24 protein-coding genes are annotated in these 24,516 nt (G+C 55.9%); 9 read left to right on the top strand and 15 right to left on the bottom strand.

The window, feature by feature from the left end; translation table 11 throughout:
* Positions 1–14 precede the first annotated feature (14 nt).
* Positions 15–128: a protein YohO gene (locus SK51_RS24200; protein ID WP_022648678.1), complete on the top strand. Its 114-nt coding sequence runs from the start codon at positions 15–17 to the stop codon at positions 126–128.
* Here SK51_RS24200 and SK51_RS12030 read toward each other — a convergent pair.
* The 5 genes from SK51_RS12030 to bglX form a co-directional block, all read right to left on the bottom strand.
* Entirely contained in the window at positions 103–840 is a 738-nt protein-coding gene (locus tag SK51_RS12030) for an ABC transporter permease (RefSeq protein WP_023306597.1), read from the bottom strand. The two genes, SK51_RS24200 and SK51_RS12030, sit on opposite strands and share 26 nt — an antisense overlap.
* Complete coding sequence (locus SK51_RS12025) at positions 824–1,774, bottom strand: ABC transporter ATP-binding protein (protein ID WP_022651508.1); 951 nt, start codon at positions 1,772–1,774, stop codon at positions 824–826. Before SK51_RS12025 ends, SK51_RS12030 begins: the two co-directional genes overlap by 17 nt.
* Positions 1,767–2,924, bottom strand: coding sequence for an ABC transporter permease (locus tag SK51_RS12020; RefSeq protein ID WP_023300579.1), 1,158 nt, complete (start codon positions 2,922–2,924; stop codon positions 1,767–1,769). The genes SK51_RS12025 and SK51_RS12020 overlap by 8 nt, the downstream gene beginning before the upstream one ends.
* Positions 2,925–2,936: 12 nt before the next feature.
* Entirely contained in the window at positions 2,937–3,854 is a 918-nt protein-coding gene (osmF, locus tag SK51_RS12015) for a glycine betaine ABC transporter substrate-binding protein OsmF (RefSeq protein ID WP_022648682.1), read from the bottom strand.
* Between the two features lie 136 nt (positions 3,855–3,990).
* Positions 3,991–6,288, bottom strand: a complete 2,298-nt coding sequence (bglX, locus tag SK51_RS12010; protein ID WP_023306598.1) for a beta-glucosidase BglX — start codon at positions 6,286–6,288, stop codon at positions 3,991–3,993.
* A gap of 189 nt (positions 6,289–6,477) precedes the next feature.
* Between bglX and dld the strand changes: the two genes are divergently transcribed.
* Positions 6,478–8,235: a D-lactate dehydrogenase gene (gene dld / locus SK51_RS12005; protein WP_048206722.1), complete on the top strand. Its 1,758-nt coding sequence runs from the start codon at positions 6,478–6,480 to the stop codon at positions 8,233–8,235.
* Between the two features lie 101 nt (positions 8,236–8,336).
* The gene (locus SK51_RS12000; RefSeq protein WP_022648685.1) at positions 8,337–8,891 is read left to right on the top strand and encodes a GNAT family N-acetyltransferase; all 555 of its coding nucleotides are present in this window, start codon (positions 8,337–8,339) and stop codon (positions 8,889–8,891) included.
* A 105-nt stretch (positions 8,892–8,996) separates the two neighbouring features.
* Here SK51_RS12000 and pbpG read toward each other — a convergent pair whose 3' ends face one another.
* Together pbpG and SK51_RS11990 are read right to left on the bottom strand one after the other, a co-directional pair.
* Positions 8,997–9,920, bottom strand: coding sequence for a D-alanyl-D-alanine endopeptidase (gene pbpG / locus SK51_RS11995; RefSeq protein ID WP_023300582.1), 924 nt, complete (start codon positions 9,918–9,920; stop codon positions 8,997–8,999).
* Between the two features lie 167 nt (positions 9,921–10,087).
* Positions 10,088–10,675, bottom strand: a complete 588-nt coding sequence (locus SK51_RS11990) for a Yip1 family protein (RefSeq protein ID WP_048206721.1) — start codon at positions 10,673–10,675, stop codon at positions 10,088–10,090.
* Positions 10,676–10,832: 157 nt separating this feature from the next.
* Between SK51_RS11990 and SK51_RS11985 the strand changes: the two genes are divergently transcribed.
* Positions 10,833–11,405 (top strand): DedA family protein, encoded by a 573-nt coding sequence (locus SK51_RS11985; protein WP_023306601.1) that lies wholly within the window; start codon positions 10,833–10,835, stop codon positions 11,403–11,405.
* Between the two features lie 101 nt (positions 11,406–11,506).
* Here the strand turns inward: SK51_RS11985 and SK51_RS11980 are convergent, their stop codons facing one another.
* Positions 11,507–12,271, bottom strand: a complete 765-nt coding sequence (locus SK51_RS11980; protein ID WP_023306602.1) for an SDR family oxidoreductase — start codon at positions 12,269–12,271, stop codon at positions 11,507–11,509.
* A gap of 50 nt (positions 12,272–12,321) precedes the next feature.
* Positions 12,322–13,740 (bottom strand): multidrug resistance outer membrane protein MdtQ, encoded by a 1,419-nt coding sequence (mdtQ, locus tag SK51_RS11975; protein WP_047353260.1) that lies wholly within the window; start codon positions 13,738–13,740, stop codon positions 12,322–12,324.
* Between the two features lie 205 nt (positions 13,741–13,945).
* Here mdtQ and yohP point away from each other — a divergent pair, with 205 nt between their 5' ends.
* Positions 13,946–14,029 (top strand): small membrane protein YohP, encoded by an 84-nt coding sequence (yohP, locus tag SK51_RS25855; protein ID WP_015572324.1) that lies wholly within the window; start codon positions 13,946–13,948, stop codon positions 14,027–14,029.
* A gap of 45 nt (positions 14,030–14,074) precedes the next feature.
* Here yohP and dusC read toward each other — a convergent pair whose 3' ends face one another.
* Positions 14,075–15,010, bottom strand: coding sequence for a tRNA dihydrouridine(16) synthase DusC (gene dusC, locus SK51_RS11970; RefSeq protein WP_023306604.1), 936 nt, complete (start codon positions 15,008–15,010; stop codon positions 14,075–14,077).
* A 168-nt stretch (positions 15,011–15,178) separates the two neighbouring features.
* On the opposite strand from dusC, the gene SK51_RS11965 reads away from it, so the two are divergent.
* From SK51_RS11965 to sanA, 4 genes are all read left to right on the top strand, one after another.
* Positions 15,179–15,574, top strand: coding sequence for a CidA/LrgA family protein (locus tag SK51_RS11965; protein WP_022648690.1), 396 nt, complete (start codon positions 15,179–15,181; stop codon positions 15,572–15,574).
* Positions 15,571–16,266, top strand: coding sequence for a CidB/LrgB family autolysis modulator (locus SK51_RS11960; protein ID WP_022648691.1), 696 nt, complete (start codon positions 15,571–15,573; stop codon positions 16,264–16,266). Before SK51_RS11965 ends, SK51_RS11960 begins: the two co-directional genes overlap by 4 nt.
* 128 nt (positions 16,267–16,394) lie before the next feature.
* Positions 16,395–17,279, top strand: a complete 885-nt coding sequence (gene cdd / locus SK51_RS11955) for a cytidine deaminase (RefSeq protein WP_023306605.1) — start codon at positions 16,395–16,397, stop codon at positions 17,277–17,279.
* A 127-nt stretch (positions 17,280–17,406) separates the two neighbouring features.
* A complete protein-coding gene (gene sanA, locus SK51_RS11950) occupies positions 17,407–18,117 on the top strand; it encodes an outer membrane permeability protein SanA (RefSeq protein WP_022648693.1) in 711 nt (236 codons plus the stop codon).
* Between the two features lie 127 nt (positions 18,118–18,244).
* Here the strand turns inward: sanA and mglC are convergent, their stop codons facing one another.
* The 5 genes from mglC to yeiB all read right to left on the bottom strand — a co-directional run bounded on the left by mglC (position 18,245) and on the right by yeiB (position 24,500).
* Positions 18,245–19,255, bottom strand: a complete 1,011-nt coding sequence (gene mglC, locus SK51_RS11945) for a galactose/methyl galactoside ABC transporter permease MglC (RefSeq protein WP_022648694.1) — start codon at positions 19,253–19,255, stop codon at positions 18,245–18,247.
* 15 nt (positions 19,256–19,270) lie between these two features.
* Positions 19,271–20,791 carry a galactose/methyl galactoside ABC transporter ATP-binding protein MglA gene (gene mglA, locus SK51_RS11940; RefSeq protein ID WP_003859320.1) on the bottom strand — a complete coding sequence of 507 codons (1,521 nt, stop codon included), beginning with the start codon at positions 20,789–20,791 and terminating at the stop codon, positions 19,271–19,273.
* Positions 20,792–20,870: 79 nt separating this feature from the next.
* Positions 20,871–21,869 (bottom strand): galactose/glucose ABC transporter substrate-binding protein MglB, encoded by a 999-nt coding sequence (mglB, locus tag SK51_RS11935; protein WP_022648695.1) that lies wholly within the window; start codon positions 21,867–21,869, stop codon positions 20,871–20,873.
* Between the two features lie 295 nt (positions 21,870–22,164).
* Entirely contained in the window at positions 22,165–23,187 is a 1,023-nt protein-coding gene (gene galS / locus SK51_RS11930; protein WP_023306606.1) for an HTH-type transcriptional regulator GalS, read from the bottom strand.
* 155 nt (positions 23,188–23,342) lie between these two features.
* Complete coding sequence (yeiB, locus tag SK51_RS11925) at positions 23,343–24,500, bottom strand: DUF418 domain-containing protein YeiB (RefSeq protein ID WP_023306607.1); 1,158 nt, start codon at positions 24,498–24,500, stop codon at positions 23,343–23,345.
* Positions 24,501–24,516 lie beyond the last annotated feature (16 nt).

Genomic DNA, 24,516 nt, shown 5'->3' with positions numbered 1-24,516 from the left:
AACAGGAGCACATGATGAAGGCAACGAAACTGGCCGTAATTACCCTTTTTGCACTGATGGCCGTCAGCGGTATCGGTGGCGTTATGCTTGCAGGTTACTCGTTTATTGTTCGCGGCGGTGTTGGCTGAGGTATCCGGCCAGGCGTTCAAACAGGCGATCCACCACAATCGCCGCCAGCGCAACCAGAACCGCCCCCTGAATAATATAAGCCGTGTTAAACCCGCTTAACCCAATAATGATTGGCGTCCCCAGCGTATTGACCCCGACCGTCGACGCGATGGTTGCCGTACCAATGTTGATGATCACGGACGTCCGCACACCGGCAATAATCACCGGTGCTGCCAGCGGCAGTTCTACCTTCAGTAGCCGCTGCCAGGCGCTCATTCCCATCCCTTCCGCTACGCTCAGCACCGATGCAGGCACCGCCGCAATGCCCGCCAGCGTCCCTTGCAGAATGGGCAACACGCCGTACAAGATCAGCGCAATGATGGCAGGCTCCTGCCCAAAACCGATCGCCGGCACGGCAATCGCCAGCACGGCCACCGGCGGGAAGGTCTGCCCCGTTGCGGCGATGGTCTCCACCAACGGACGGAACTCCCTGCCCGCAGGCCGCGTCACCGCAATACCGGCACCTGTGCCCAGCACGATGGAAATCACGCTTGACGCCGCTACCAGCCAGAAGTGCGCCAGGGCGAGATTAACAAAGCTCTCCTGCTGGTACACCGGGCGCGGCAGCCCGGGAATAAGCGCATTAAACAGCGCCGCGCTGTGCGGCATCAGGTAGAGTAAGGCGATAAACAGCCCTGTCAGCCAGAGTAACGGATCACGGACCCACTTCACGCGTCACCTCCCCCGCCAGCAGATCGCGAAAATGGATCGTCCCGCATGGTGTCCCCTGCCCGTCCGCAACGGGTAACACCTCACACTGCCGGGCGACAAACGCCGAAAGGGCATCGCGCAGGCTCATCCCGTCATGCAGCGGTTCACCACCGATTTGCGCATCCTGCGGACGCAGATAGTCCCTGACGGTGCGCAGCGAGAGCAGCCTGACGCCCAGCTCGCTGCGGCCAAAGAATTCACGCACAAAATCGTTTGCCGGCGACGTTAACAGCTCAAGCGGCGTACCCTGCTGGACGACTTCGCCGTGATCCATCAGTACCAGACGATCGGCCAGCCGCAGTGCTTCGTCGATATCATGCGTCACCAGCACGATGGTGCGCCCGAGAATACGGTGGATGCGGCTCATCTCGGCCTGAAGTGCGCCGCGGGTGACCGGATCCAGCGCGCCGAAGGGCTCATCCATCAGCAGTACCTGCGGGTTAGCGGCCAGCGCGCGCGCCACCCCGACCCGCTGCTGCTGTCCGCCGGAAAGCTGGTGCGGATAGCGGTTACGAAGCGACGCGTCCAGGCCCAGCAGCGCCATCAACTCGTCGACACGCTCATTGATCTTCCCCCGGGACCATTTTTCCAGCTGTGGCACGGTGGCAATGTTCTGCGCCACCGTCCAGTGGGGAAACAGGCCGATGGACTGAATGGCGTAGCCCATACGCCGCCGCAGCTCCAGCACCGGCAGGCTGCGGATCTCCTCTCCGGCAAAGCGAATCGTCCCGCTGTCGTGCTCCACCAGCCGATTGATCATCTTCAGCGTCGTCGATTTTCCCGACCCCGACGTCCCGATCAATACCGAGAACGCCCCCTCGGCAAAATGCAGATTGAGATGGCTTGCCGCCGGACGGCCCGCAAAGGTTTTACTCACATCATGAAATTCAATCATTGGCTCTTCTCCTGAGCAGCGCGAGCCACAGGGCAAACAGGGCATCCAGAACGACCGCCAGCGCAATCGTGGGCACAACGCCCAGCAACACCAGATCCAGCGCGCTGCTGAGCAGCCCCTGGAACACCAGCGCCCCAAAGCCGCCCGCCCCGATCAGCGCGGCAATTACCGCCATCCCAACGGTTTGCACCGTCACCACCCGCAGGCTGCGAACCAGCAGCGGAAGCGCAAGCGGCAGCTGTATTTTCCAGAAACACTGGCGCGCACTCATCCCCATCGCATGGGCGCTTTCCAGCACGTCGGGCGGAACCTGGCTTAACCCCGCCACCACGCCGCGCACCAGTGGCAGCAGCGCATACAGCACAAGGGCAATCAACGCCGGGGTCAGCCCGGTTCCGGCAATGCCTGCCGCGGCCAACGCAGGGAAGGATTTAACCAGACCGGCGAGGGGGGCAATCAGCAGGCCAAACAGGGCAACGGAGGGGATGGTCTGAATAACGTTGAGCACGGTAAAGACGGCACCCTGGCGGCTGGGATGTCGGTAGCACCACATGCCCAGCGGCACGCCCAGCAGCAGCGCCGGGACCAGCGTCCCGAACAGGATCGTCAGATGTTGCGCCAGCGCGTTGTCAAACACCTCCTGGCGGTTGACGTACTCTTTTAACAGCGAGAGTTGATTCAGATCGCCGCTGAAGAGGATCAGCAGGGGAATAACCCAGAATTGCGCGTTCAGCAGCCAGCGCCACACAGGTATCGGCGTCAGGCGGCGAATGGCATCGCTACAGGCCAGCAGGCAGAGTGCCAGCCACAGCCACAGGCCGCTGCCAATCGACGTGCGCGCCAGAGGGCTTTCAACCGAGGCCATCTGCGTTGCCGCCTGTCCCGCGCTCCAGAACAGTACGATAAACAGCGCTTCGCTGAGCAGAAGCGTCAGCCACAGCGCGGTTCGCCCCGGCCAGAAGGCTAAGACTACGGTACTCGCCAGCGCCGCGCCCAGCAGCAGCGGCGTAAATGCCCAGATCTGCCACAGCGCGCGCGGTTCGCCCGACACCAGACGGTTTGGCGCGACATTCACAAAAGGTAACGCGACCGCCACGATGGCCACACAGACCAACAGCAGCAGGACGCGGTTATGACATTTTATTGGCACAGCCTTATCCCGTTACTTCACAAGCCCTTGTTGTTTCAGGAAGTCGGCAGCCACTTTTTTGGCATCCAGCCCCTCTACGGCAATGCTGGCATTCAGCTGTTGCAGCGTTTTCGCATCCAGTTTTTCAAACACCGGTTTGAGCCAATCGTCGATATCCGGGTAGGCTTTCAGCACCGCCTCGCGCACGACCGGGGTTGGGGCGTAAATTGGCTGAACGCCTTTCGGGTCGGTCAGGGTTTGCAGACCAAGCGCCGCGACCGGGCCGTCGGTGCCGTAAGCCATCGCCGCGTTGACGCCGGAGGTTTTCTGCGCCGCCGCCTTAATGGTCACCGCCGTGTCGCCGCCCGCCAGAGAAAGTAGCTGTGCCTGATCGAGCTTGAAATCATAAGCTTTTTCAAACGCTGGCAGGGCATCAGCGCGCTCGATAAACTCTGCCGAGGCCGCGAGCTTAAACTCGCCCTTCTCTTTCAGGTAGCGGCTGAGATCGTCAAGCGAGGTGAGCTTGCCTTTCTCGGCGATATCTTTGCGCACCGCGATGGTCCAGGTGTTGTTGGCCGGTGCCGGTGTAAGCCAGACCAGCTTATTTTTTTCCGCGTCCAGCTTTTTGACTTTTTCGTACCCGGCTTTGGCATTTTTCCAGGCCGGATCGTTTTCATCCTTGAAGAAGAATGCCCCGTTGCCGGTGTATTCCGGGTAGATATCCAGCTCGCCGGAAGTGATAGCACCGCGCACGACAGGCGTAGTGCCAAGCTGCACTTTATTGACCGTTTTCACGCCGTGGCTTTCGAGCACCTGCAAAATGATATTGCCGAGCAACGCGCCCTCGGTATCAATTTTGGAACCCACCTTAACCGGCTCTGCGGCCTGTAACGGCAGGCTCAGCGCCGCCAGAAGCACCGCCGACCCTGTTATCCCCTTAATAATCGTCATTCTACTTTCCTCATTATTTTGTGGCCTTTTTCATAGGCTTGAGAGAAAAGCGTAGCTTAAAACAGTGAATTTAACCGTTTTTCGTACCAGATGAGAGGCATCCCCCGCCAGGCGGGGGATAGGGAGAAAGGTAAGATTATTGCAGTTCAAACTCGGCTTTGTTCACCCGGGCGGAATCCACGCCGATGAAGACGTTGAATTTGCCAGGCTCGGCATCGTATTTCATCTGCTGATTCCAGAACTTCAGCGCATTTACGTCAATCGGGAAGCTGACCGTTTTGGTTTCGCCCGGTTTCAGGTTGACCTTTTCGAAGCCGCGCAGCTGTTTCACCGGACGGCTCATGGAGGCCGTGACATCCTGAACGTACATCTGGATCACCGTCGCGCCTTCGCGTTTGCCGCTGTTGGTCACTTCCACGCTGGCGGTCACTTTGCCGTCACGCTTCAGGGTCGACGCCGACATTTTCACGTCAGAGACCTTAAACGTGGTGTAGCTCAGGCCATAGCCAAACGGATAGAGCGGGCCGTTAGCCTCGTCGAAGTAACGGGACGTGTACTTGTTCGGCTTGTCGGCGTTGTACGGACGACCGGTGTTCAGGTGGCTGTAGTAAACCGGGATCTGCCCGACGGAGCGCGGGAAGGACATCGGCAGCTTGCCGGACGGGTTGTAATCGCCAAACAGCACGTCGGCAATGGCGTTACCGCCTTCGGTACCGGCGAACCAGGTTTCCAGAATGGCGTCAGCCTGCTGGTCTTCTTTCACCAGCGCCAGCGGACGCCCGTTCATCAGCACCAGCACCAGCGGCTTGCCGGTGGCTTTCAGGGCCGCGATCAGGTCACGCTGGCTTTGCGGGATCGTGATGTCGGTCCGGCTGGAGGCTTCGTGCGCCATCCCCTGCGCTTCACCTACCACGGCGACCACCACGTCGGACTGCTTCGCGGCGTTAACCGCTTCGTCGATCATCTCTTTCGGCGTGCGTGGATCCACCTTCACCGCTTCCTCGTACTGGTTGAGGAAGGTCACGATGTCTTTATCGTCGGTGACGTTTGCGCCTTTGGCGTAAACCACTTTTGCATTATCACCCACAGCGCTCTTAATGCCTGTCAGCACGGTAACGGACTGATCCGCCACGCCTGCGGCGGACCAGCTGCCCATGACGTCACGCTTGCTGTCGGCCAGCGGACCGACCACGGCAATGGTGCCGGATTTTTTCAGCGGCAGCGTGTCGAGACGGTTTTTCAGCAGCACCAGGCTTTCGCGCGCCACTTCGCGGGCTTCTTTGCGGTGCAGGCGGCTTTCAGCATTGGTGTCCGCCGGATCAGACTCCTTCGGCCCCAGATGGCTGTAAGGATCGTTAAACAGCCCCATGTCATATTTCACGTTCAGCACGTGGCGAGCGGCATCGTCCAGCTCCGCCATCGTCACCTTGCCGCTCTTCACCAGCCCCGGCAGGTATTTGCTGTAGTATTCGTCGCTCATGCTCATGTTGATGCCGGACTTGAGTGCCACGCGTACCGCATCTTCCGGGTCAGACGCTGTGCCGTGCTTGATCAGCTCTTTAATCGCCCCGTGATCCGAAACGGTGATGCCCTTGAAGCCCCACTGGTCGCGCAGCACATCTTTCAGCAGCCACGAATCGGAGGTGGCAGGCGTGCCGTTGAGAGAGTTCAATGCCACCATCACCGCGCCGCTGCCCGCGTCCAGCCCCGCTTTGTACGGCGGCATATAGTCGTTAAACAGGCGCTGCGGACTCATGTCCACGGTGTTGTACTCTTTGCCGCCTTCCACCGCGCCATAGGCGGCGAAGTGCTTGACGCTGGTCATCACCGAGTAACGATCTGCCGGACTTTTGCCCTGCATCGCTTCCACCATGGTTTTGCCCATCGTGGCGGTTAAATAAGTATCTTCCCCAAAGCCCTCCGAAGCACGGCCCCAGCGCGGATCGCGGGAGACGTCTACCATCGGCGCCCAGGTCATGTTCAGGCCGTCGTCTGCGGCTTCATATGCCGATACGCGCCCGACGGTTTTCACCGCATCGAGGTTAAAGGAGGAGGCTAAGCCGAGGCTAATCGGGAAGACGGTACGCTGGCCGTGCACCACGTCGTAGGCGAAGAACAGCGGAATTTTCAGGCGGCTCAGTTCCATCACCTGATCCTGCATTTTGCGGATATCCTGGCGGGTAACGGTGTTAAAAATGGCTCCTACCTGCCCGTCTTTGATCATCTCGCGAATGGCTTCTTTCGGGTTCTCCGGGCCGACGCTTATCAGGCGCAGCTGGCCGATTTTCTCATCGACCGTCATCTTTTTGAGTAAATCCGTGACAAAGGCGTCGCGGGCTTCAGGCGTGAGCGGGTGATTACCAAACAAATCCTCTGCCAGCGCAGGTTGCAGCGCCAGGCTGACGGCGACACCTACAGAACATAGCCATTTCATGTTGTTATTCTCTCTCATCAATAACCGCGGGAAGCACCCGGCCAGACCGTGCGAAAAGCGCAGTGTGCCATAAAGCCTGAAAACCTTGCAGGGTTATTCTCTGATTTTTCTCATGAATACCCGACCGCTCAACGGCTAATCGCGCTATGCTTTACAGCGAGAAATTTGCCCCACCACAAGGAGTGGAAGATGTCTTCTGTTCGAACTGACGATAACACTACATTTATTAACGAACTGTCTCGCCTGGTTGGTCACTCTCACCTGCTTACCGACCCGGCCAAAACCGCCCGCTATCGGAAGGGCTTTCGCTCCGGCCAGGGCGACGCGCTGGCGGTAGTCTTCCCCGGTACGTTGCTCGAACTGTGGCGCGTGCTCAGCGCCTGCGTTGCGGCAGACAAGATTATTTTAATGCAGGCTGCTAACACCGGCCTGACCGAAGGCTCCACGCCGAACGGCAACGATTACGATCGTGACATCGTGATTATCAGCACCCTGCGCCTCGACAAACTGCACCTGCTGGACAAGGGCGAACAGGTGCTCGCCTTCCCCGGCACCACGCTTTACTCGCTGGAAAAAGCGCTTAAGCCGCTGGGACGCGAACCGCACTCGGTGATCGGCTCATCGTGCATTGGCGCCTCGGTGATCGGCGGGATCTGCAATAACTCCGGCGGCTCGCTGGTGCAGCGCGGCCCGGCCTACACGGAGATGTCGCTGTTTGCCCGTATCGATGAAAACGGCAAGCTGACGCTGGTTAACCATTTGGGGATCGATCTGGGTGTAACGCCAGAGCAGATCCTCAGCAAACTTGACGATGACCGCGTGAAGGACGAAGACGTTCAGCACGATGGCCGTCACGCGCATGACCACGATTACATCACCCGCGTGCGCGATATCAATGCCGATACGCCAGCGCGCTATAACGCCGATCCGGATCGCCTGTTTGAATCCTCCGGCTGCGCGGGCAAGCTGGCCGTTTTTGCGGTGCGCCTCGATACCTTCCCGGCAGAGAAAAAGCAGCAGGTGTTTTACATTGGCACCAATCAGCCGGAGGTGCTGACGGAGATCCGCCGTCATATTCTGGCCGAGTTCACTCACCTGCCGGTGGCGGGCGAGTATATGCACCGGGACATTTATGACATCGCTGAGCGCTACGGCAAAGATACCTTCCTGATGATCGACAAGCTCGGCACCGACAAAATTCCGTTCTTCTTCACCATGAAGGGCCGCACCGACGCGATGCTGGAGAAAGTGTCGCTGTTCAAACCGCACTTCACCGACCGCTTTATGCAGAAACTGGGCAACGCCTTCCCGGCGCATTTACCGGAGCGGATGAAGACCTGGCGCGATAAGTATGAGCACCACCTGCTGCTGAAAATGGCCGGGGACGGAATTGCCGAAGCGCAGAGCTGGCTCACCGAGTTCTTCAAAACTGCCGACGGGGATTTCTTCGCCTGCACGCCGGAAGAAGGCAGCAAAGCCTTCCTGCACCGCTTCGCCGCGGCGGGTGCGGCTATCCGTTATCAGGCTGTGCATTCCGAAGAGGTAGAGGATATTCTGGCGCTGGATATTGCCCTGCGTCGTAACGATACCGAGTGGTTTGAACATCTGCCGCCGGAGATTGACAGCAAGCTGGTGCACAAGCTCTATTACGGCCATTTCATGTGCTATGTCTTCCACCAGGATTACATCGTCAAAAAAGGGGTGGATGCGCATGCGTTGAAAGAGCAGATGCTGGCGTTGCTGCACGAGCGTGGCGCGCAATATCCTGCCGAGCACAACGTGGGGCATCTGTACAAAGCGCCGGAGACGCTTAAACAGTTTTATCGCAAAAATGACCCTACAAACAGTATGAACCCCGGCATTGGTAAGACAACGCGGAAGAAATACTGGAAAGAGAGTGCCGAAACAGAGGAGCACAATACGCAAGCCTCTGATGAACGCCTATAGCCAAATTTAAGAGATTGTTAAGCTCTCCTCAATCGTACTAGAGTATCTGCCTGTGCCAGAGAAACGTTTCTCTGGCTTTCCAAACAAGGAGCGGGCAGAACATGTCGGCTGTAGAGATTTTACCCGAAACTGAAATCGAGGTGCGCGACGCCCTTCCTGACGATGCACATGCCATCTCGGCGATATACGCCTGGCATGTGCTTCATGGCCGTGCGTCGTTCGAGGAAGTTCCCCCCACCGTCGATGAGATGCGTCAGCGGATGAAGAGTGTGACCGACAGCGGTTTACCGTGGCTGGTTGCGCTGTATCGCGGCATTGTCGTCGGCTACTGCTACGCCACGTTTTATCGTCCACGTCAGGCCTACCGGTACACCCTTGAGGAATCCATCTATGTGGATGCCAGCACCACCGGGCGCGGGTTTGGCTCGGCGCTGATGGATGCCCTGATTGCACGGTGTGAGCAAGGTCCCTGGCGGCAGATGATTGCTGTGGTCGGTGACGGAAACAATAATGCGGGATCGTTACGGCTGCATAAAAAACATGGCTTCGAGGTTGTCGGTCAACTGCGCAGCGTGGGGTATAAGAAGGGCGACTGGCGGGATACGTTGATCATGCAGCGTCCACTCAACGATGGTGACTGGACGCTGCCGGAGTAGGCGCTTTCGCCCGGTGGCGCTCCGCTTACCGGGCCTACGTATCGGGGCCGCTTTAGGGCCGTAGGCCGGGTAAGGCGAAGCCGCCACCCGGCACAGACAGGCGACTCAGTCGTTCTGCGCCGTCGCCATCTGTTCCGCTTTCTGCTTTTTATACGCCATCGCTGAAGCCGGCACCGGTTGCACTTTCCCGGTTTCAATCCAGGTGCGCAGGCGACTGGCATCCGCAAAGTGGGTATATTTGCCGAAGGCATCCATCACCACCAGCGCCACTGGTTTACCGTTAAACACGGTGCGCATCACCAGGCAGTGCCCTGCCGCATTGGTGAATCCGGTCTTGGTTAACTGAATATTCCAGTTATCGCGATACACCAGATGGTTAGTGTTGCGGAACGGCAGCGTATACGCCGGGTTCGAGAATGTCGCCATCTCCTCACGCGTGGTGCTGAGCTGACCAATCAGCGGGTATTGCTTACTGGCGATCAGCAGCTTGGTTAAATCACGCGCCGTCGAGACGTTATGGATCGACAGACCGGTTGGCTCCACGAAATGGGTATTTTTCATCCCCAGCGCTTTGGCTTTGGCATTCATCGCGCGGATAAACGCGTCGTAACCGCCAGGATAATGGTGGGCAAGGCTCGCCGCCGCGCGGTTCTCTGAGGACATCAGCGCCAACAGCAGCATATTTTTACGGCTGATTTCACTGTTCAGACGCACGCGAGAGTAGATCCCTTTCATCTCTGGCGTGTGGCTGATATCCACTTTTAGCTTTTCGTCCAGCGGCAGTCGTGCATCAAGCACCACCATCGCGGTCATGACTTTGGTTATGGAAGCGATCGGGCGCACCAGATCCGGGTGACTGGCGTAGATCACCTTGTTGGTATTCAGGTCAACGATCATCGCGCTGCCGGACGCAATCTGGGGTTGCGCAGCAGCGGTGGCAACTGCGGGCGTTTTGGCGATGGCTGGCGCGGTAGCGGAGACGCCCAACAGTAGCGCAAGACTAAGGAGTGACACTCGAAATTTCAGCATGATGAGACTTCTGATAATGATTCACGCACGTTATGACGTACACCGCCTGTGTCGACGGATAAACACAGGCTGGCTTCGGCATCATAGCGGTCACCGTGCGTTGTCGCCAGCGGAGAATCATAACCAGATGCTGCATTGCTGGCATTTACGCCAGCAATGCAGGGGACTTAAAAGAGACGGTATCCATAACCCCAAAGAATAACTGTCAGGGCCAGTAGCGCCTCAAGGACCAGCACGCCGATGGCAAGCGTAGAGCTGGAGAAGCTCAGGCCCTCTTCTTTATTAATGTTGAGGAAGGTTGGCACTCCTACATACAGCAGATAACCGGTGTAAAAGAGGGCAACCGTACCGATCAGCTCGCACAGCCAGACCAGTGGATAGAGCGCAACAATACCGCTTAAGAACAGCGGGGTCGCGACGTATCCGGCGAAGACCATACAGTGTGCCAGCGACGGGCGCTGCGGATAGTTGCGCGCCATCCAGTGGATGACCCGCCCCATTACCGCCACCCCGGCCAGCATCAGGCCATAAAACAGAATGGCCAGGTACAGTCCGGTAAACCAGGAAAGCTGAACCACGGTGCCGTCACCAAAGTTCCAGCCTATTTGTGTAGTACCAATAAACGCGCAGACCACCGGCACCGCTGCCATCAGCAGGACGTGGTGGGTGTAGTGATGCGCGACCGTTTCGTTCTCGTTACGGATGACCTGCATTTCACGATCGGGATGGGAGAAAAGTCCCCAGACATGGTTCATAACGCCCCCTTGTTGTCGGCCCGTCAGCGATAGCTAAAGTATAATGCAGGCTTTAGATTATTTTATGTACAGTGGGAAATTTCCGTTGATTGCCGCGTGGTTGATGGATGGGGTATATGATTAACGCAGGCACAGTAAGGGAGACGACATTTACTTAATGGATATCAACGGTCTTATTGAACAATATGGATACGCCGCGCTGGTCATCGGCAGCGTGGCAGAGGGTGAAACCATCACGCTGCTGGGCGGAGTGGCCGCACATCAGGGATTGCTGAAATTCCCGCTGGTGGTCGCCGCCGTCGCACTGGGCGGTATGATTGGCGACCAGCTGCTCTACTTTCTGGGTCTGCGCTTTGGTCCGACGCTTTTACAACGTTTTGCTAAGCATCAAAAGAAAATTCGTCGTGCTCAGCGGCTTATCCAGCGGTATCCCTATATGTTTGTGATTGGCACCCGCTTTATGTATGGCTTTCGCATCATTGGGCCAATACTGATTGGCGCGAGCCGCTTACCGCCGAAAATTTTCCTGCCGCTGAACATTATCGGGGCGATTGCCTGGGCGCTGATTTTTACCACGCTTGGCTACATGGGTGGCGAAGTGATAGGCCCGTGGCTGCATAATCTCGATCAGCATCTTAAACACTGGGCCTGGCTGATCCTGGTTGTTGCGGTGGTGATTGGGGTACGGCTGTGGCTCAAGCATCGTGAAAAGCGGCGGGATGAAGAGTGAGTGCGGCCTGCTGCCCCTCACCCTACCCCTCTCCCCAAAGGGGAGAGGGAACTCTATACACCCTCTCCCCTTTGGGGAGAGGGCTGGGGTGAGGGGAATGTTTATTCTGCTGGCTTAAACTGCGGATTCGCCAGCATAAAACCGCCGTCGACGATAAACGACTGCCCGGTGGTGTAGCTGGCGTCGCTGTCACACAGCCACGCCACCAGGCTGGCTATTTCTTTGGTATGCCCTGGCCGTGCCAGCGGGATTTCCGGCATTGAACCTTCTTTCACTTCGCTGTCGTCCATATCATTCATCGGCGTGGCGATCGCACCAGGCGCAACGGCGTTCACCAGAATCTTATGTTTAACCAGCTCCAGCGCCATCGATTTTGTTAACCCGCCCAGCGCATGTTTGGCCGCCGTATAGGCGCTGGCGTCCGGCAATGGTGTATGTTCATGCACCGAGGTGATGTTCACGATCCGCCCCCCTTCTCCCTGCTTCACCATCTGACGCGCCGCGATTTGCGAGCAGAGAAACGCGCCGTCCACGTCAACGGTAAATATGTGCCGCCAGTCGTCAAACGACAGGTCCAGAAATGGCCCTTTGTTCATCGCCCCGGCATTGTTTACCAGCACATCCAGCCGCCCGAAACGCGTAATCAGGGTTTCAATGGCCTTTGCGCCTTCCGGCAAATTGCTTAAGTCGAGCTGGATGGCCTCGGCACGCTGCCCGCGCGCTTCAATTTCACGGCAGGTTGCCAGCGCCCCTTCCTCATCTGAATGCCAGGTCACCCCGATATCAAACCCGCGTTCGGCCAGCATCAGAGCCGTCGTTTTGCCAATTCCTGAATCCGATGCGGTAACGATTGCGACTCGCGTCATACTCACCTCCTGAAAATCTGCAAAGAGGTAAGTATAGATAATGCGCGATTTTAGCTGCGATGATATCCGCCACCCAGCGCGGAGGTGAGCTGGAGCGTAGCATCCACGTACTGACCTTTCAGCATCAACCCGGCAATACGCTCTTTGAGCGCCGGAATTTTTGCTTCACTCACCCGCGAGCCGGCAATGATCCCCGCGCTGAAGCGCGCCTGTGCCAGCGCAACGACGCGCGCCGCATCTTTTTCGATCTGCTGCTGGTGCTGATTTTTGGCGGTCAGGGTTTCCACTTCGCTGGCCGTCCGGGCAACCTGGTTTACGGCGTCCACTACGGCCTTGTTGTAGTTCGCCACGGAGAGGTTGTTTTGCGCCTGGGCGATATCCAGGTTCGCATTTAACCGACCGCTGTCAAAAATTGGCAGCGTCAGCCCCGCGGTTACGCCCATTTGCTGAGCAGATGAGCGGAACAGGTCGCTAAGGTGCAACGCATCCTGCTGCAAGAACGCCATCAAATTGATGTCAGGGTAGAACGCGGCTCTGGCGGCATCCACTTCGCTCATGGACGCTTCGATATACCAGTGCGCCTCCTGCAAATCCGGGCGGCGAGCCAGCAGCTCATAACCGAGCGTTGACGGCAGCGACGCCTCTGCGTCAGGTAAGGCATGCCGGGCGAGCGTGACTGAAGGGGTATTGGTCAATGCATTCAGACGCGCCTCAATGGCCTTCATTTTGCCGTGCACGTCAGCGAGCTGTTCATCGGTTTTGCTGGCATTGATATCTGTTTCAACGCCTTCCACCGAGGAGGTAATGCCGTGCTGATAAAGCTCACGATCGGCACCGATGATATTTTCCTGCTCCCGTTTGATCTGCGCGAGCACGTCACCCACCACGGCCTCGGTCTGCCAGTCCCAGTACAGCCGCGCGACGCTGCTGGCGAGCAGCTGGCGGGTCTGCTCCAGCTCCGCTTTTTGCGCATTCACCTTACCGATGCGGGCCTCAATTTGGGCGCGGTTTTTACCCCATAAATCCAGATCCCATCCGGCCGTCAGACCAAAGGTGCCGTTGGTGTACCAGGGTCCGGTTGTCCCCGCCGCCGGGTCAGTCAGGGCGAATGGCCCCATCAGCCCCTCTGCCGACATCTTTTGCCGTTCCACATCTGCGGAAAAATCCATTTGTGGACCATCAGCAGCGACAGCGGCTTTCGCCTGTGCTTCTGCCAGGGTGATGCGCTGCCGGGCAATTTGCATATCCGGTGCATCCGCCAGCGCTTTAGCAATCAGCGCGTTAAGCTGAGGGTCATTAAAATCTTTCCACCATTCGTTTTTTGGCCAGTCGGCATGACTTAGTTGGGTATTTACAGCAGCGGCGGCGGCTTGCGTTTTCACTGGAGACACCGTGGCATGTTCCGGCGCGCAGGCGGACAGCATAAAAATAAGGGGAGCACTCAGAGATAAAGTAAGAGAACGTTTCATTACGCCATAAACTCAAAAAAAATAAAGGTGCAACTTACGCTTACTGACGTTCCGTTTTTTAGTAACGCGTGGCAATCCGCATATTGTTATACATTTTCATATCCGGAAATTTATTCCCCAAGCGAATGATTTAATTTCACCTATTCATACCAATTATGAATTGACTGCTACACTTACTGACGACAGACATACGCAGGAGAGGCGAATGAAAATATTATTGTGGGTTATTTTGATTATATTTCTGATAGGGCTGCTGGTGGTAACCGGTGTATTCAAAATGATTTTCTGATACGTTTGCCCGGCTCCGCGCCGGGCAAACGTATTCACACTTCGCTCAGTGCTTCGACTGGATCACACGGGCAATATCCGCCGACGTCTGTAGCGTACGGATCTCCTGAAATAATCCCAGCGCGTCGTCGTACTCTTTCCGTAAATAACTCAGCCACTGCTTAATGCGCGCGACGTGATACAACCCGGTATCGCCCTGCTTTTCCAGCCGCGTGTATTTTTGCAGGAGTTTCACCACGTCCGCCCACGGCATCCGCGGCTCATTGTATTTCACCACCCGGCTGAGGTTCGGCACGTTCAGCGCACCGCGGCCAATCATCACGGCATTACAGCCGGTCTCTTTGAGGCAGGCCTGCGCGCTCTCATAATCCCAGATTTCGCCGTTAGCAATCACCGGAATAGTAAGACGTTTGCGGATCTCGCCAATCGCCTGCCAGTTAATGCGCTCGGCTTTATAACCATCCTCTTTGGTTCGCCCGTGCACCACCAGCTCGGTGGCGCCCGCCTGCTGCACCGCGTCGGCAATTTCAAACTGCCTGTCGCCGCTGTCCCATCCCAGACGCACTTTGACCGTCACCGGTAGATGCGATGGCACCGCCTCACGCATGGCCTTTGCGCCGCGATAAATCAATTCCGGATCTTTGAGTAACGTCGCCCCGCCGCCGCTGCCGTTGACCAGCTTTGACGGACAGCCGCAGTTAAGATCGACACCGTACGAGCCAAGCGCTACCGCGCGGGCGGCGTTTTCCGCCAGCCACTCAGGATACTGGCCGAGCAGCTGGACGCGCACCAGCGTACCGGAGGGGGTGCGGCTCTGACGATGCAGTTCCGGACAGAGACGATAAAATGATTTTTCTGGCAGCAACATATCGACCACGCGCAAAAACTCCGTCACGCAGAGATCGTAATCGTTCACCTCGGTAAGCAGCTCGCGCACGAGAGAGTCGAGCACGCCTTCCATCGGGGCCAGTAAAACACGCATTCTGAGTACCTGTGAAAAAAGACGCGCTATAGTAGCTGCTCTCTATGTATGTTGAAAGCCCGGCGTTCCATTCTGGAATGTCTGGTATGCCCAAAATTCATGATGTGATCCGTGGCACATTTTCAGGTTTAATTGTATGATGAATACGTCTCAGCAAGGACTTTCACCATGAGCAAATCACTGAATACTATCTGGCAATACCTTCGCGCCTTCGTTCTGATTTATGCCTGCCTGTACGCCGGCATTTTTATCGCGTCGCTGCTGCCTATTACCATCCCCGGCAGCATTATCGGCATGTTGATCCTGTTTGTGCTGCTGGCATTACAGGTGCTGCCCGCGAAATGGGTCAACCCGGGGTGCTTCGTTCTCATTCGCTATATGGCCCTGCTTTTTGTGCCTATCGGCGTTGGGGTTATGCAGTATTACGATGTGCTTAAGGCGCAGTTCGGCCCGATAGTGGTCTCCTGCGCAATCAGTACGCTGGTAGTTTTCCTGGTCGTCAGCTGGAGCTCACACATTGTGCATGGCGAACGTAAGGTCATCGGGGAGAAAACAAAAAAATGATGGCGAATATCTGGTGGTCCCTGCCGTTAACCCTGGTGGTGTTCTTTGCTGCGCGTAAGCTTGCGGTTCGTTTCAAAATGCCGTTGCTCAACCCGCTGCTGGTCGCCATGGTGGTGATTATTCCTTTTCTGCTGCTCACCGGCATTTCTTATGAACGTTACTTCGCCGGGAGCAAGATCCTCAACGATTTGTTGCAGCCTGCCGTGGTGGCGCTGGCGTTTCCTTTATATGAGCAACTGCATCAGATCCGCGCGCGCTGGAAATCCATCATAACCATCTGCTTTGTGGGTAGCCTTGTTGCGATGATCACCGGTACCTCGGTGGCCTTATTGATGGGCGCATCGCCGCAGATCGCCGCCTCTATCCTGCCTAAATCCGTTACTACGCCGATTGCCATGGCCGTGGGCGGCAGCATCGGCGGCATTCCGGCCATCAGCGCCGTGTGCGTGATTTTCGTCGGTATCCTGGGCGCGGTGTTTGGTCATACACTGCTGAATATCATGAAAATTCGGACCAAAGCGGCGCGCGGTCTGGCGATGGGTACCGCCTCGCACGCGCTGGGCACCGCACGCTGCGCGGAGCTGGATTATCAGGAAGGGGCATTCAGCTCGCTGGCGCTGGTGATCTGCGGGATTATAACCTCCCTGCTTGCGCCGTTTATCTTCCCGATTATTCTGGCAGTCATGGGCTAAAATTTGCGATGCGTCGCGCAAATTTCATTTTCATTTCATAAGTTGCATACATAATGAGATTTAGATCACATATAAAGGCCGTACGGCTCCGTACACTACCGATCCATTAACCTTGATGAGGCAACGTCATGCATCCACGTTTTCAAGCTGCTTTCTCTCAGCTTGCAAAGAATTTGCAATCAGCCCTGGCTCCGGTTCTGGCGGATGCGCATTTCCCCGCCCTGCTGACGGCAGATCAGGTCACGACGCTTAAACAGGCAACGGGGCTGGACGAAGACGCGCTGGCTTTCGCCCTGCTGCCGCTGGCGGCTGCTTGCGCCCGCGCTGACCTTTCCCATTTTAACGTAGGCGCAATTGCGCGCGGCGTGAGCGGGACCTGGTACTTCGGCGGGAACATGGAGTTTCTCGGTGCGACCATGCAGCAAACCGTTCATGCGGAGCAGAGTGCCATCAGTCACGCCTGGCTGCGCGGCGAAAAGGCCCTGCGCGCCATCACCGTCAACTATACCCCTTGCGGCCACTGCCGCCAGTTTATGAATGAGCTGAACAGCGGTCTTGAACTGCGTATCAACCTGCCGGGACGCGCGCCGCATACGCTGGGTGATTACCTGCCGGATGCTTTTGGCCCTAAAGATCTTGAGATCAAAACCCTGCTGATGGACGAGCAGGACCACGGTTACGCGCTATCAGGGGATGCGCTCAGCGAAGCGGCCATTGCCGCCGCCAATAAAAGCCACACCCCATACAGCAAATCACCAAGCGGCGTCGCCCTTCAGTGCCGCGACGGCCGCATCTTCACCGGCAGCTATGCAGAGAACGCCGCGTTTAACCCGACGCTGCCTCCGCTCCAGGGCGCCCTGAACCTGCTCAGCCTGAACGGGTATGACTACCCGGATATTCAGCGCGCGATCCTCGCTGAAAAGGCCGATGCACCGCTGATCCAGTGGGACGCGACCGCAGCCACGCTGAAAGCGCTGGGCTGTTCAACCATCGACCGCGTGCTGCTGGCATAATCTGTTCGGCGGGCAGATTTGCCCGCCAGTCTGACGAAAAACCCCTCAGTTGAATCGCTGTTTCTTGCGCTAACCAGGCGGGTACAGTAGCCTGAGGGAAATTTCATCATCGGTACGAGCCATCTGCATGTTAAAGCGCGTGTTTTACAGCCTGTCTGTCCTGGTCGGCATACTGCTGTTGATCGTGCTGGGTCTCGACCGCTGGATGAGCTGGAAAACAGCTCCCTACATTTTTGATGACCTACAGGACCTCCCCTACCGCCAGGTTGGCGTGGTGCTTGGCACCGCCAAGTATTACCGCACCGGCGTCATCAATCAGTATTACCGGTATCGTATTCAGGGCGCACTGAACGCCTATAACAGCGGCAAGGTGAACTATCTGCTGTTAAGCGGCGATAACGCCCTGCAAAGCTATAACGAGCCGGTGACGATGCGCAAAGACCTGATTGCCGCAGGCGTCGACCCGGCCGATATCGTGCTCGACTACGCCGGATTCCGCACCCTTGATTCCATCGTGCGTACCCGTAAGGTGTTCGACACCAATGATTTCATCATCATCACCCAGCGTTTCCACTGCGAGCGGGCGCTGTTTATCGCCCTGCATATGGGGATCCAGGCCCAGTGCTACGCCGTGCCGTCGCCAAAAGATATGCTGAGCGTACGCGTACGTGAGTTTGGCGCCCGTTTTGGCGCGCTGGCTGACCTGTACCTGTTCAAGCGTGAACCGCGCTTTTTAGGCCCGCTGGTGCCGATCCCAACGATGCACGAAGTGCCTGAAAATGCGCAAGGTTATCCGGCGGTGACGCCGGAGCAGCTGCTGGAAATGCAGAAGAAGTAATAACTGATGTCGGGTGGCGGCTTCGCCTTACCCGACCTACGATCGCGATTTTGTAGGCCCGGTAAGCGTCGCGCCACCGGGCAAAAAAAGGCCCGCTACGTGAGCGGGCCTTTCCATTCTGAAGAACTTATTTCTTACGCGCGTACTTCAGTGAATCCAGGGCAACCGCGAAGATAATGATCGCGCCCTTGATGATGTACTGCCAGTACGGGTTCACGCCGATGTAGGTCAGGCCGTAGTTGATCACGGTGAAGATGATCACACCGGTCACCACGCCCAGCACGGTACCCACGCCGCCGCTGAAGGAGACGCCGCCGACCACGCAGGCCGCAATCGCATCCAGTTCGTACATAAAGCCGAGGTTGTTGGTGGCAGAGCCGATACGGCCTGCTTCCAGCATCCCGCCGAAGGCGTAGAACACACCGGACAGGGCATAAATCATCAGCAGGTTCAGAGCCACGTTGACGCCGGAGACTTTCGCCGCTTCCGGGTTACCCCCGATAGCAAAGATGTTTTTACCGAAGCGGGTTTTGTTCCACAGGATCCAGACGAACGCCACCGCAATCAGCGCATAGAAGGTGATATAGGAGAGACGGAAGCTGCCCAGCGCAACAAACCCCTGCGTGAAGGTCGAGAAGCCGCTTTCGAAGCCAGAGATTGGAGACGCGCCGACGAAATCGTAGTACAGGGAGTTGATACCATAAACGATGATCATCGTGCCAAGCGTAGTGATGAATGGCGTCACGTTCAGGTAAGCAATGATGATGCCGTTAATCAGGCCAATTACCGCGCCGATGGCGCATACGATCAGGATCACCACGAAAATCGGCATGGTCGCCATCTCCGGGAACACCTTGTTGGCGTTTTCCATCGACTGCAACAGGGTTGCCGCAATAACCGCCGCCAGACCCACCTGGCGCCCTGCCGAAAGGTCTGTCCCCTGGGTAACGATGAGCCCAGCCACGCCCAACGCGATGATAATACGTACGGAAGACTGGGTCAGAATATTACTTAAGTTCAGCAGACTTAAGAACGTTGGGTCCTGGAAAATAATTATCGCCAGCAAGACTAAAAGAACAACGTAAATACCGCCTTCTTTCAGATAAGTGAGAAAACTTTTTTTATTTAACGCACTCATGAGGAGCCCCTGATCTTAAAGGTGCAAAGACGCAAGACGCAAAATTTCGTTTTGCGTTGTCGTTTTGGTTTCAACAATACCGGCAACGAGACCATTGCTCATAACCAGAATACGGTCTGTGATCCCTAACAATTCCGGCATTTCGGAAGAAATAATAATGATCCCTTTATCTTTTTTCGCCAGCTCTGCGATCAGCTGGTAAATCTCGAATTTTGCACCCACGTCGATACCGCGCGTAGGTTCATCCAGCATCAGTATTTCAGGCTGGGTTAATAGCCAGCGACCAATAATGACTTTCTGCTGGTTCCCTCCCGAGAGTGAGCCAATTTGCGTGCGGTGGCCCGGCGTTTTCACGCGCATGGAGTCAATCACCCATTGGGTATCGCTCTTCATGCGGGAATTATCCAGCAACCCGACCTTGTTTTTGTAATTGCGAATATTAGAAATTAACGAGTTAAAGTTAATATCAAGATAAGCGTAAATACCGGTGGAACGCCGCTCTTCCGTCACCAGCGCGAAGCCATTATTAATGGCTTCGTTAGCATTATGGTTGTTGATTTTCTTACCGTGCAGGGTAATGGTGCCTTCGGCTTTCTCACGGATACCAAACAGGGTTTCCACGATATCGGTGCGCTTAGCGCCCACCAGCCCTGCGATACCAAGGATCTCGCCCTTGTGCAAATCGAAAGAGACATCGCGGATGGACGGCTGACGCAGTGAGGTCAGGTTACGCACCTCCAGAATCACTTCGCCCGGCTTGTTTTCTTTATCCGGGAAGCGCTGGTTCAATGAACGGCCAACCATCATGGCGATGATCTTGTCCATGTCCAGCCCTTCCAGCGGCTGGGTGGCAATCCACTGGCCATCGCGCAGGATGGTAATTTCATCGCACAGCTGGAAGATCTCTTCCATTTTATGTGAGATATAGACAATGCCGCAGCCGCGATCTTTCAGCTTACGGATGATGGTAAAAAGGTGGTTAACCTCTTTTTCCGTTAATGACGATGTCGGTTCATCCATGATCACGATTTTCGCATCATAGGAGAACGCTTTGGCAATTTCGATCATCTGCATCTGGGAAACGGATAATGTCCCGACGCGTGCGCGCGGGTCAATATCAATATCCAGCTCATCGAAAATGGCCTTGGTGTCGCGATACATTTTATCCTGATCGACAAAGACACCTTTGGTTGGATAGCGGCCCAACCACATATTATCCATAACTGAACGTTGCAGAACCAGGTTTAATTCCTGGTGTACCATCGAGATACCGTTCTCCAGCGCTTCTTTCGCTGAATGGAAGTCGATCTCTTTTCCCTGAAAAAGAATGCTGCCAGAATCTTTTTGATAGATCCCAAAAAGGCATTTTAATAATGTTGATTTACCCGCACCGTTTTCACCCATTAACGCATGAATAGAGTGAGGACGAACTTTTAAATTAACATTATCGAGCGCCTTAACACCGGGGAATGACTTGTTAACACCGGTCATTTCCAACAAGTATTCACCGGACGACTGAGTAGTTGTGCTGACCATAATTATACCTTGTTGGCCTCGCATATCGCGTTATAAAAGGGCGCAACGAATTGCGCCCAGTGAAGACAATTCAGATAACTTATTTACCGATAAACTCAGCCAGGTTGGACTGGTCTACGCCCACGTAAGGAACGCGAACGATTTTGTTTTCAATTTTCCAACTGGTGCCGTCAGCAGCGCCTTTACCATCAGCGAGGTTTTTCGCCAGATCGAAGGTGGCTTTCGCCTGGTTGTTAGCATCGTTCAGCACGGTACCGGCCATTGCGCCAGATTTCACCAGCGCCAGCGCTTCTGGCAGGGCATCCACACCGAATACAGGAATGGCGGATTTGTTGTGTGCTTTCAGCGCTTCAACTGCACCCATTGCCATTGCATCGTTGTTGGCGATGACCACTTCAATTTTGTTGGCGTTCGGGCCAGAGAGCCACGCATCCATCTTATCTTTCGCCTGAGCGGTGTCCCACATTGCGGTGTCTAACGCCAGCTGCTGGGTTTTCAGGCCCTTGTCGTTCAGCTCTTTAATAACGTAGGTGGTACGTGCTTCAGCATCCGGATGGCCCGGTTCGCCTTTCAGCAGAACGAACTGAATCTGACCATCTTTGTTCATATCCCAGTTTGGGTTCGCCGCCCAGTGTTTCGCAATCAGATCGCCCTGGATAATCCCGGACTCTTTGGAGTCAGTACCCACGTAATACGCTTTATCGTAGCTGTCCAGCGCTTTACGGGAAGGCTCTTTGTTGAAGAAGACAATCGGCACGTTCTGGCCGCGTGCTTTCTCGATCACCGTACCTGCCGCAGCCGGGTCAACCAGGTTAATAGCCAGCGCTTTCACGCCTTTTGCCAGAAGAACGTCAATCTGATCGTTCTGTTTAGACTGGTCATTCTGGGAGTCATTCATCAGCAGCTGCACGTCTGGCGCTGATTTAGCATCTTTTTCAATTGCTTTACGCACAACGGACATGAAGTTGTCGTCGTATTTATAGATAGTCACGCCAATACGGGTATCCGCTGCGTGTGCTGCTGCGCCAAAAAGCATGCTTGCCATGACAGCAGACAGAGTCAACACCTTCTTATTCATGGTATCTCCGGTTTTTTTTATGCAGGGTAGTTCTTGTGAAAAACGGTCGGCGGGCAGATGTTAATAAAACGTTACTGATCGCCGAAGTTCACTTATAAAATGTCCAGCTTCCGTGTTCGGTAACGCTCCAGAAATGCGTTTTATTCGTTGTTTGAGGCATTCTGGTAACGGTAAAAGTGAATAATCACCGTTACATTGTGTTTCAGCCCCTAAAACGCTGACATCATAGACAGCGGCTTGTTAAGATACTGTGAATTTACTCACAGATTGAAAACGGTTACATCACGTGATGTTATCAGTTAGTGATCGGAGCCACAGTTTGTCGGATAGCGACCGAATGGCGGCGTACTAAAGTCGGCATAAAACAATGCGTTGCGTCAGGATCTAACAGCCCTGCCGCCCCCTGTAACGCCAGCTCTGTCGCCAGTTTCGCCATCGACGCAATGGGGTAACGCACCGTTGTCAGTTGCGGATCGGTGTAACGGGCAATCGGAATATCATCAAAACCGATCAGCGATAAATGCTGCGGCACCGCAATGCCATTATCTTTCAGCGCGGTAAGCGCACCTGCCGCCATGCTGTCGTTATAGGCAAACACGGCCGTCAGCTGAAGATTACGCCCCAGCAGTTCCACCATTGCCGCTTCACCGCCCTGCATGTCCGGCGAACCGGTACCAACCCAGCTCTCCAGCGGCGCAATGCCCTGTTCTTTCAGGGCGTTTTGCCAGCCCTCGCGGCGCATCATGTCGTCTTCAATACCGTGGCTGGAAGCCAGATAACCAATGCGCTGATGGCCGTTGCTGATGAGCATCCGCGTCGCCATCATCGCGCCGCTGATGTTATCCAGACCGACACAGCGGTGCGCATAACCGGGGACGATACGGTTGATCAGCACCATACCGGGGATCTGCTCCATAAACCCGGCCAGCTCTTCATCGCTCAGGGCTTTTGAGTGCACAATCAGGGCGTTACAGCGCTGGCGGATCAGTACCTCAATGGCATAACGCTCTTTTTCAGCCTCGTGATAGCTGTTGCCAATCAGCACATATTTCTGGTGCTGCTGGGCAACGACGTCCACCGCTTTGACCAGCGCGCCGAAGAAGGCGTCCGACACGTCCATCACCACGACACCAATGGTATCGCTGATCTGCGTCGCCAGCGCCTGAGCATTGGCGTTTGGCCGGTACCCCAGCTGGGTCACGGCTTTCATTACGGTTTCACGCGTTTCAGGGCTGACCAGCGCACTGTTGTTCAGCACGCGGGAGACAGTAGCAACAGAAACACCCGCCTGGCGGGCGACGTCACGAATGGTGATCATATTCACCACCCTTAAAAGGATTGCAGCAACTCACAGACACCCCCTGTGTTTAGCAAGGTGGCTATTCTGGCAGCGAGAGAGAGGAGACTACGTGATGAAGCTCACACAGATGAAAACGCTTACATCCGTTTTGTTAATGATTGTGATCCAGATCGTTATCTGGATGTATTACGCAATGACACGCCCGACGCAAGGGCGGTTAACCGTCGCCATACCCACTCCAGCGGGCCCTGGCGGAAAAAACGCAGCCAGATAACTGAAAACACCACGTTAACAATCCAGACCGGAATAACAAACGCCAGCAGCGTCAGGCGGTCGAATTTCATAAACAGGCCGAATCGGTAGAAAAGCGTGGTGCATATCAGCGTTTGCAGGATGTAATTGCTTAACGCCATCCGTCCAACGCAGGCCACCGCACTGACGATCCACAGGCGAGAAAGCTGGGGCCAGAAGCCATAGATCAGCGCCGCATAGCCAATGGTCTGGAACGGCGCGCTCAGCTCTCGCGGCACCTGCAACAGGAACGCGCACCAGCGGTAATCCCACTGAAGATGCCACTGTAAGATCACCGCCGGAAGGTTAATCATCACGCCGAGCAGTACCAGGCCAGCGCCTGTGAGACGATAGTGTCGCAGGCTAAATTCTCCTTTCAGCCAGCCGGTGCGCATCAGGGCTGCGCCCATCAGCATCATCCCCGCCAGCTGCCAGCCGTATTGCGCCCCCAGCGCCAGCAGGTTATCGCCGAGCATATCGGCCCGGTTGCCGATCGCTTCTATGCCGCCTTTCAGCTTCCAGAACTGCTCATATTGCAGATTGGCCGCATCCGGGATCCACGAACGACTGGTGGAAGCATCAGCGATCATGCCAAGCAGCAATAACACGGCCAGTCCCATGACATAGAGCATCACGCCAGTGTTAAAGAGGCTTTTTACACCGGGCGCGTCGCGGATCAGCCGCCAGCAAATCAGGCCCACCAGACCATACGCGAGCAGAATATCGCCGTCCCAGAAAAGCAGCCCGTGAATAAAACCGAGGATAACCAGCAGCGTTAAACGCGACTGGATCCAGCGCGTACCGCGTTTGAGGAGAAGCTGAAGTCCCGCGCCAAACAGAAGCGCAAAGAGGGTCAGAAATTTAACCTGTGCGAAGAGATCAAGGATTGCCCATGTCCAGGCGTCGCTGCGCGTGATGTCGCCATACCACGCAGGGTTCAGATAGGCGGCCTTCGGCAGACCGAAGGCGCTGATATTCAGCAGCAGGATACCGAGAATGGCGACGCCGCGAACAAAATCGAGCGTGACGTTTCGCTCCATGGTCCCTGCCCTGTCT

Source organism: Enterobacter sp. MGH85 (assembly GCF_001037655.1).
GTDB lineage: Bacteria > Pseudomonadota > Gammaproteobacteria > Enterobacterales > Enterobacteriaceae > Enterobacter > Enterobacter intestinihominis.
Note: the sequence above shows the minus strand (reverse complement) of the source record. Positions and strands in the feature narration are given on the sequence as shown.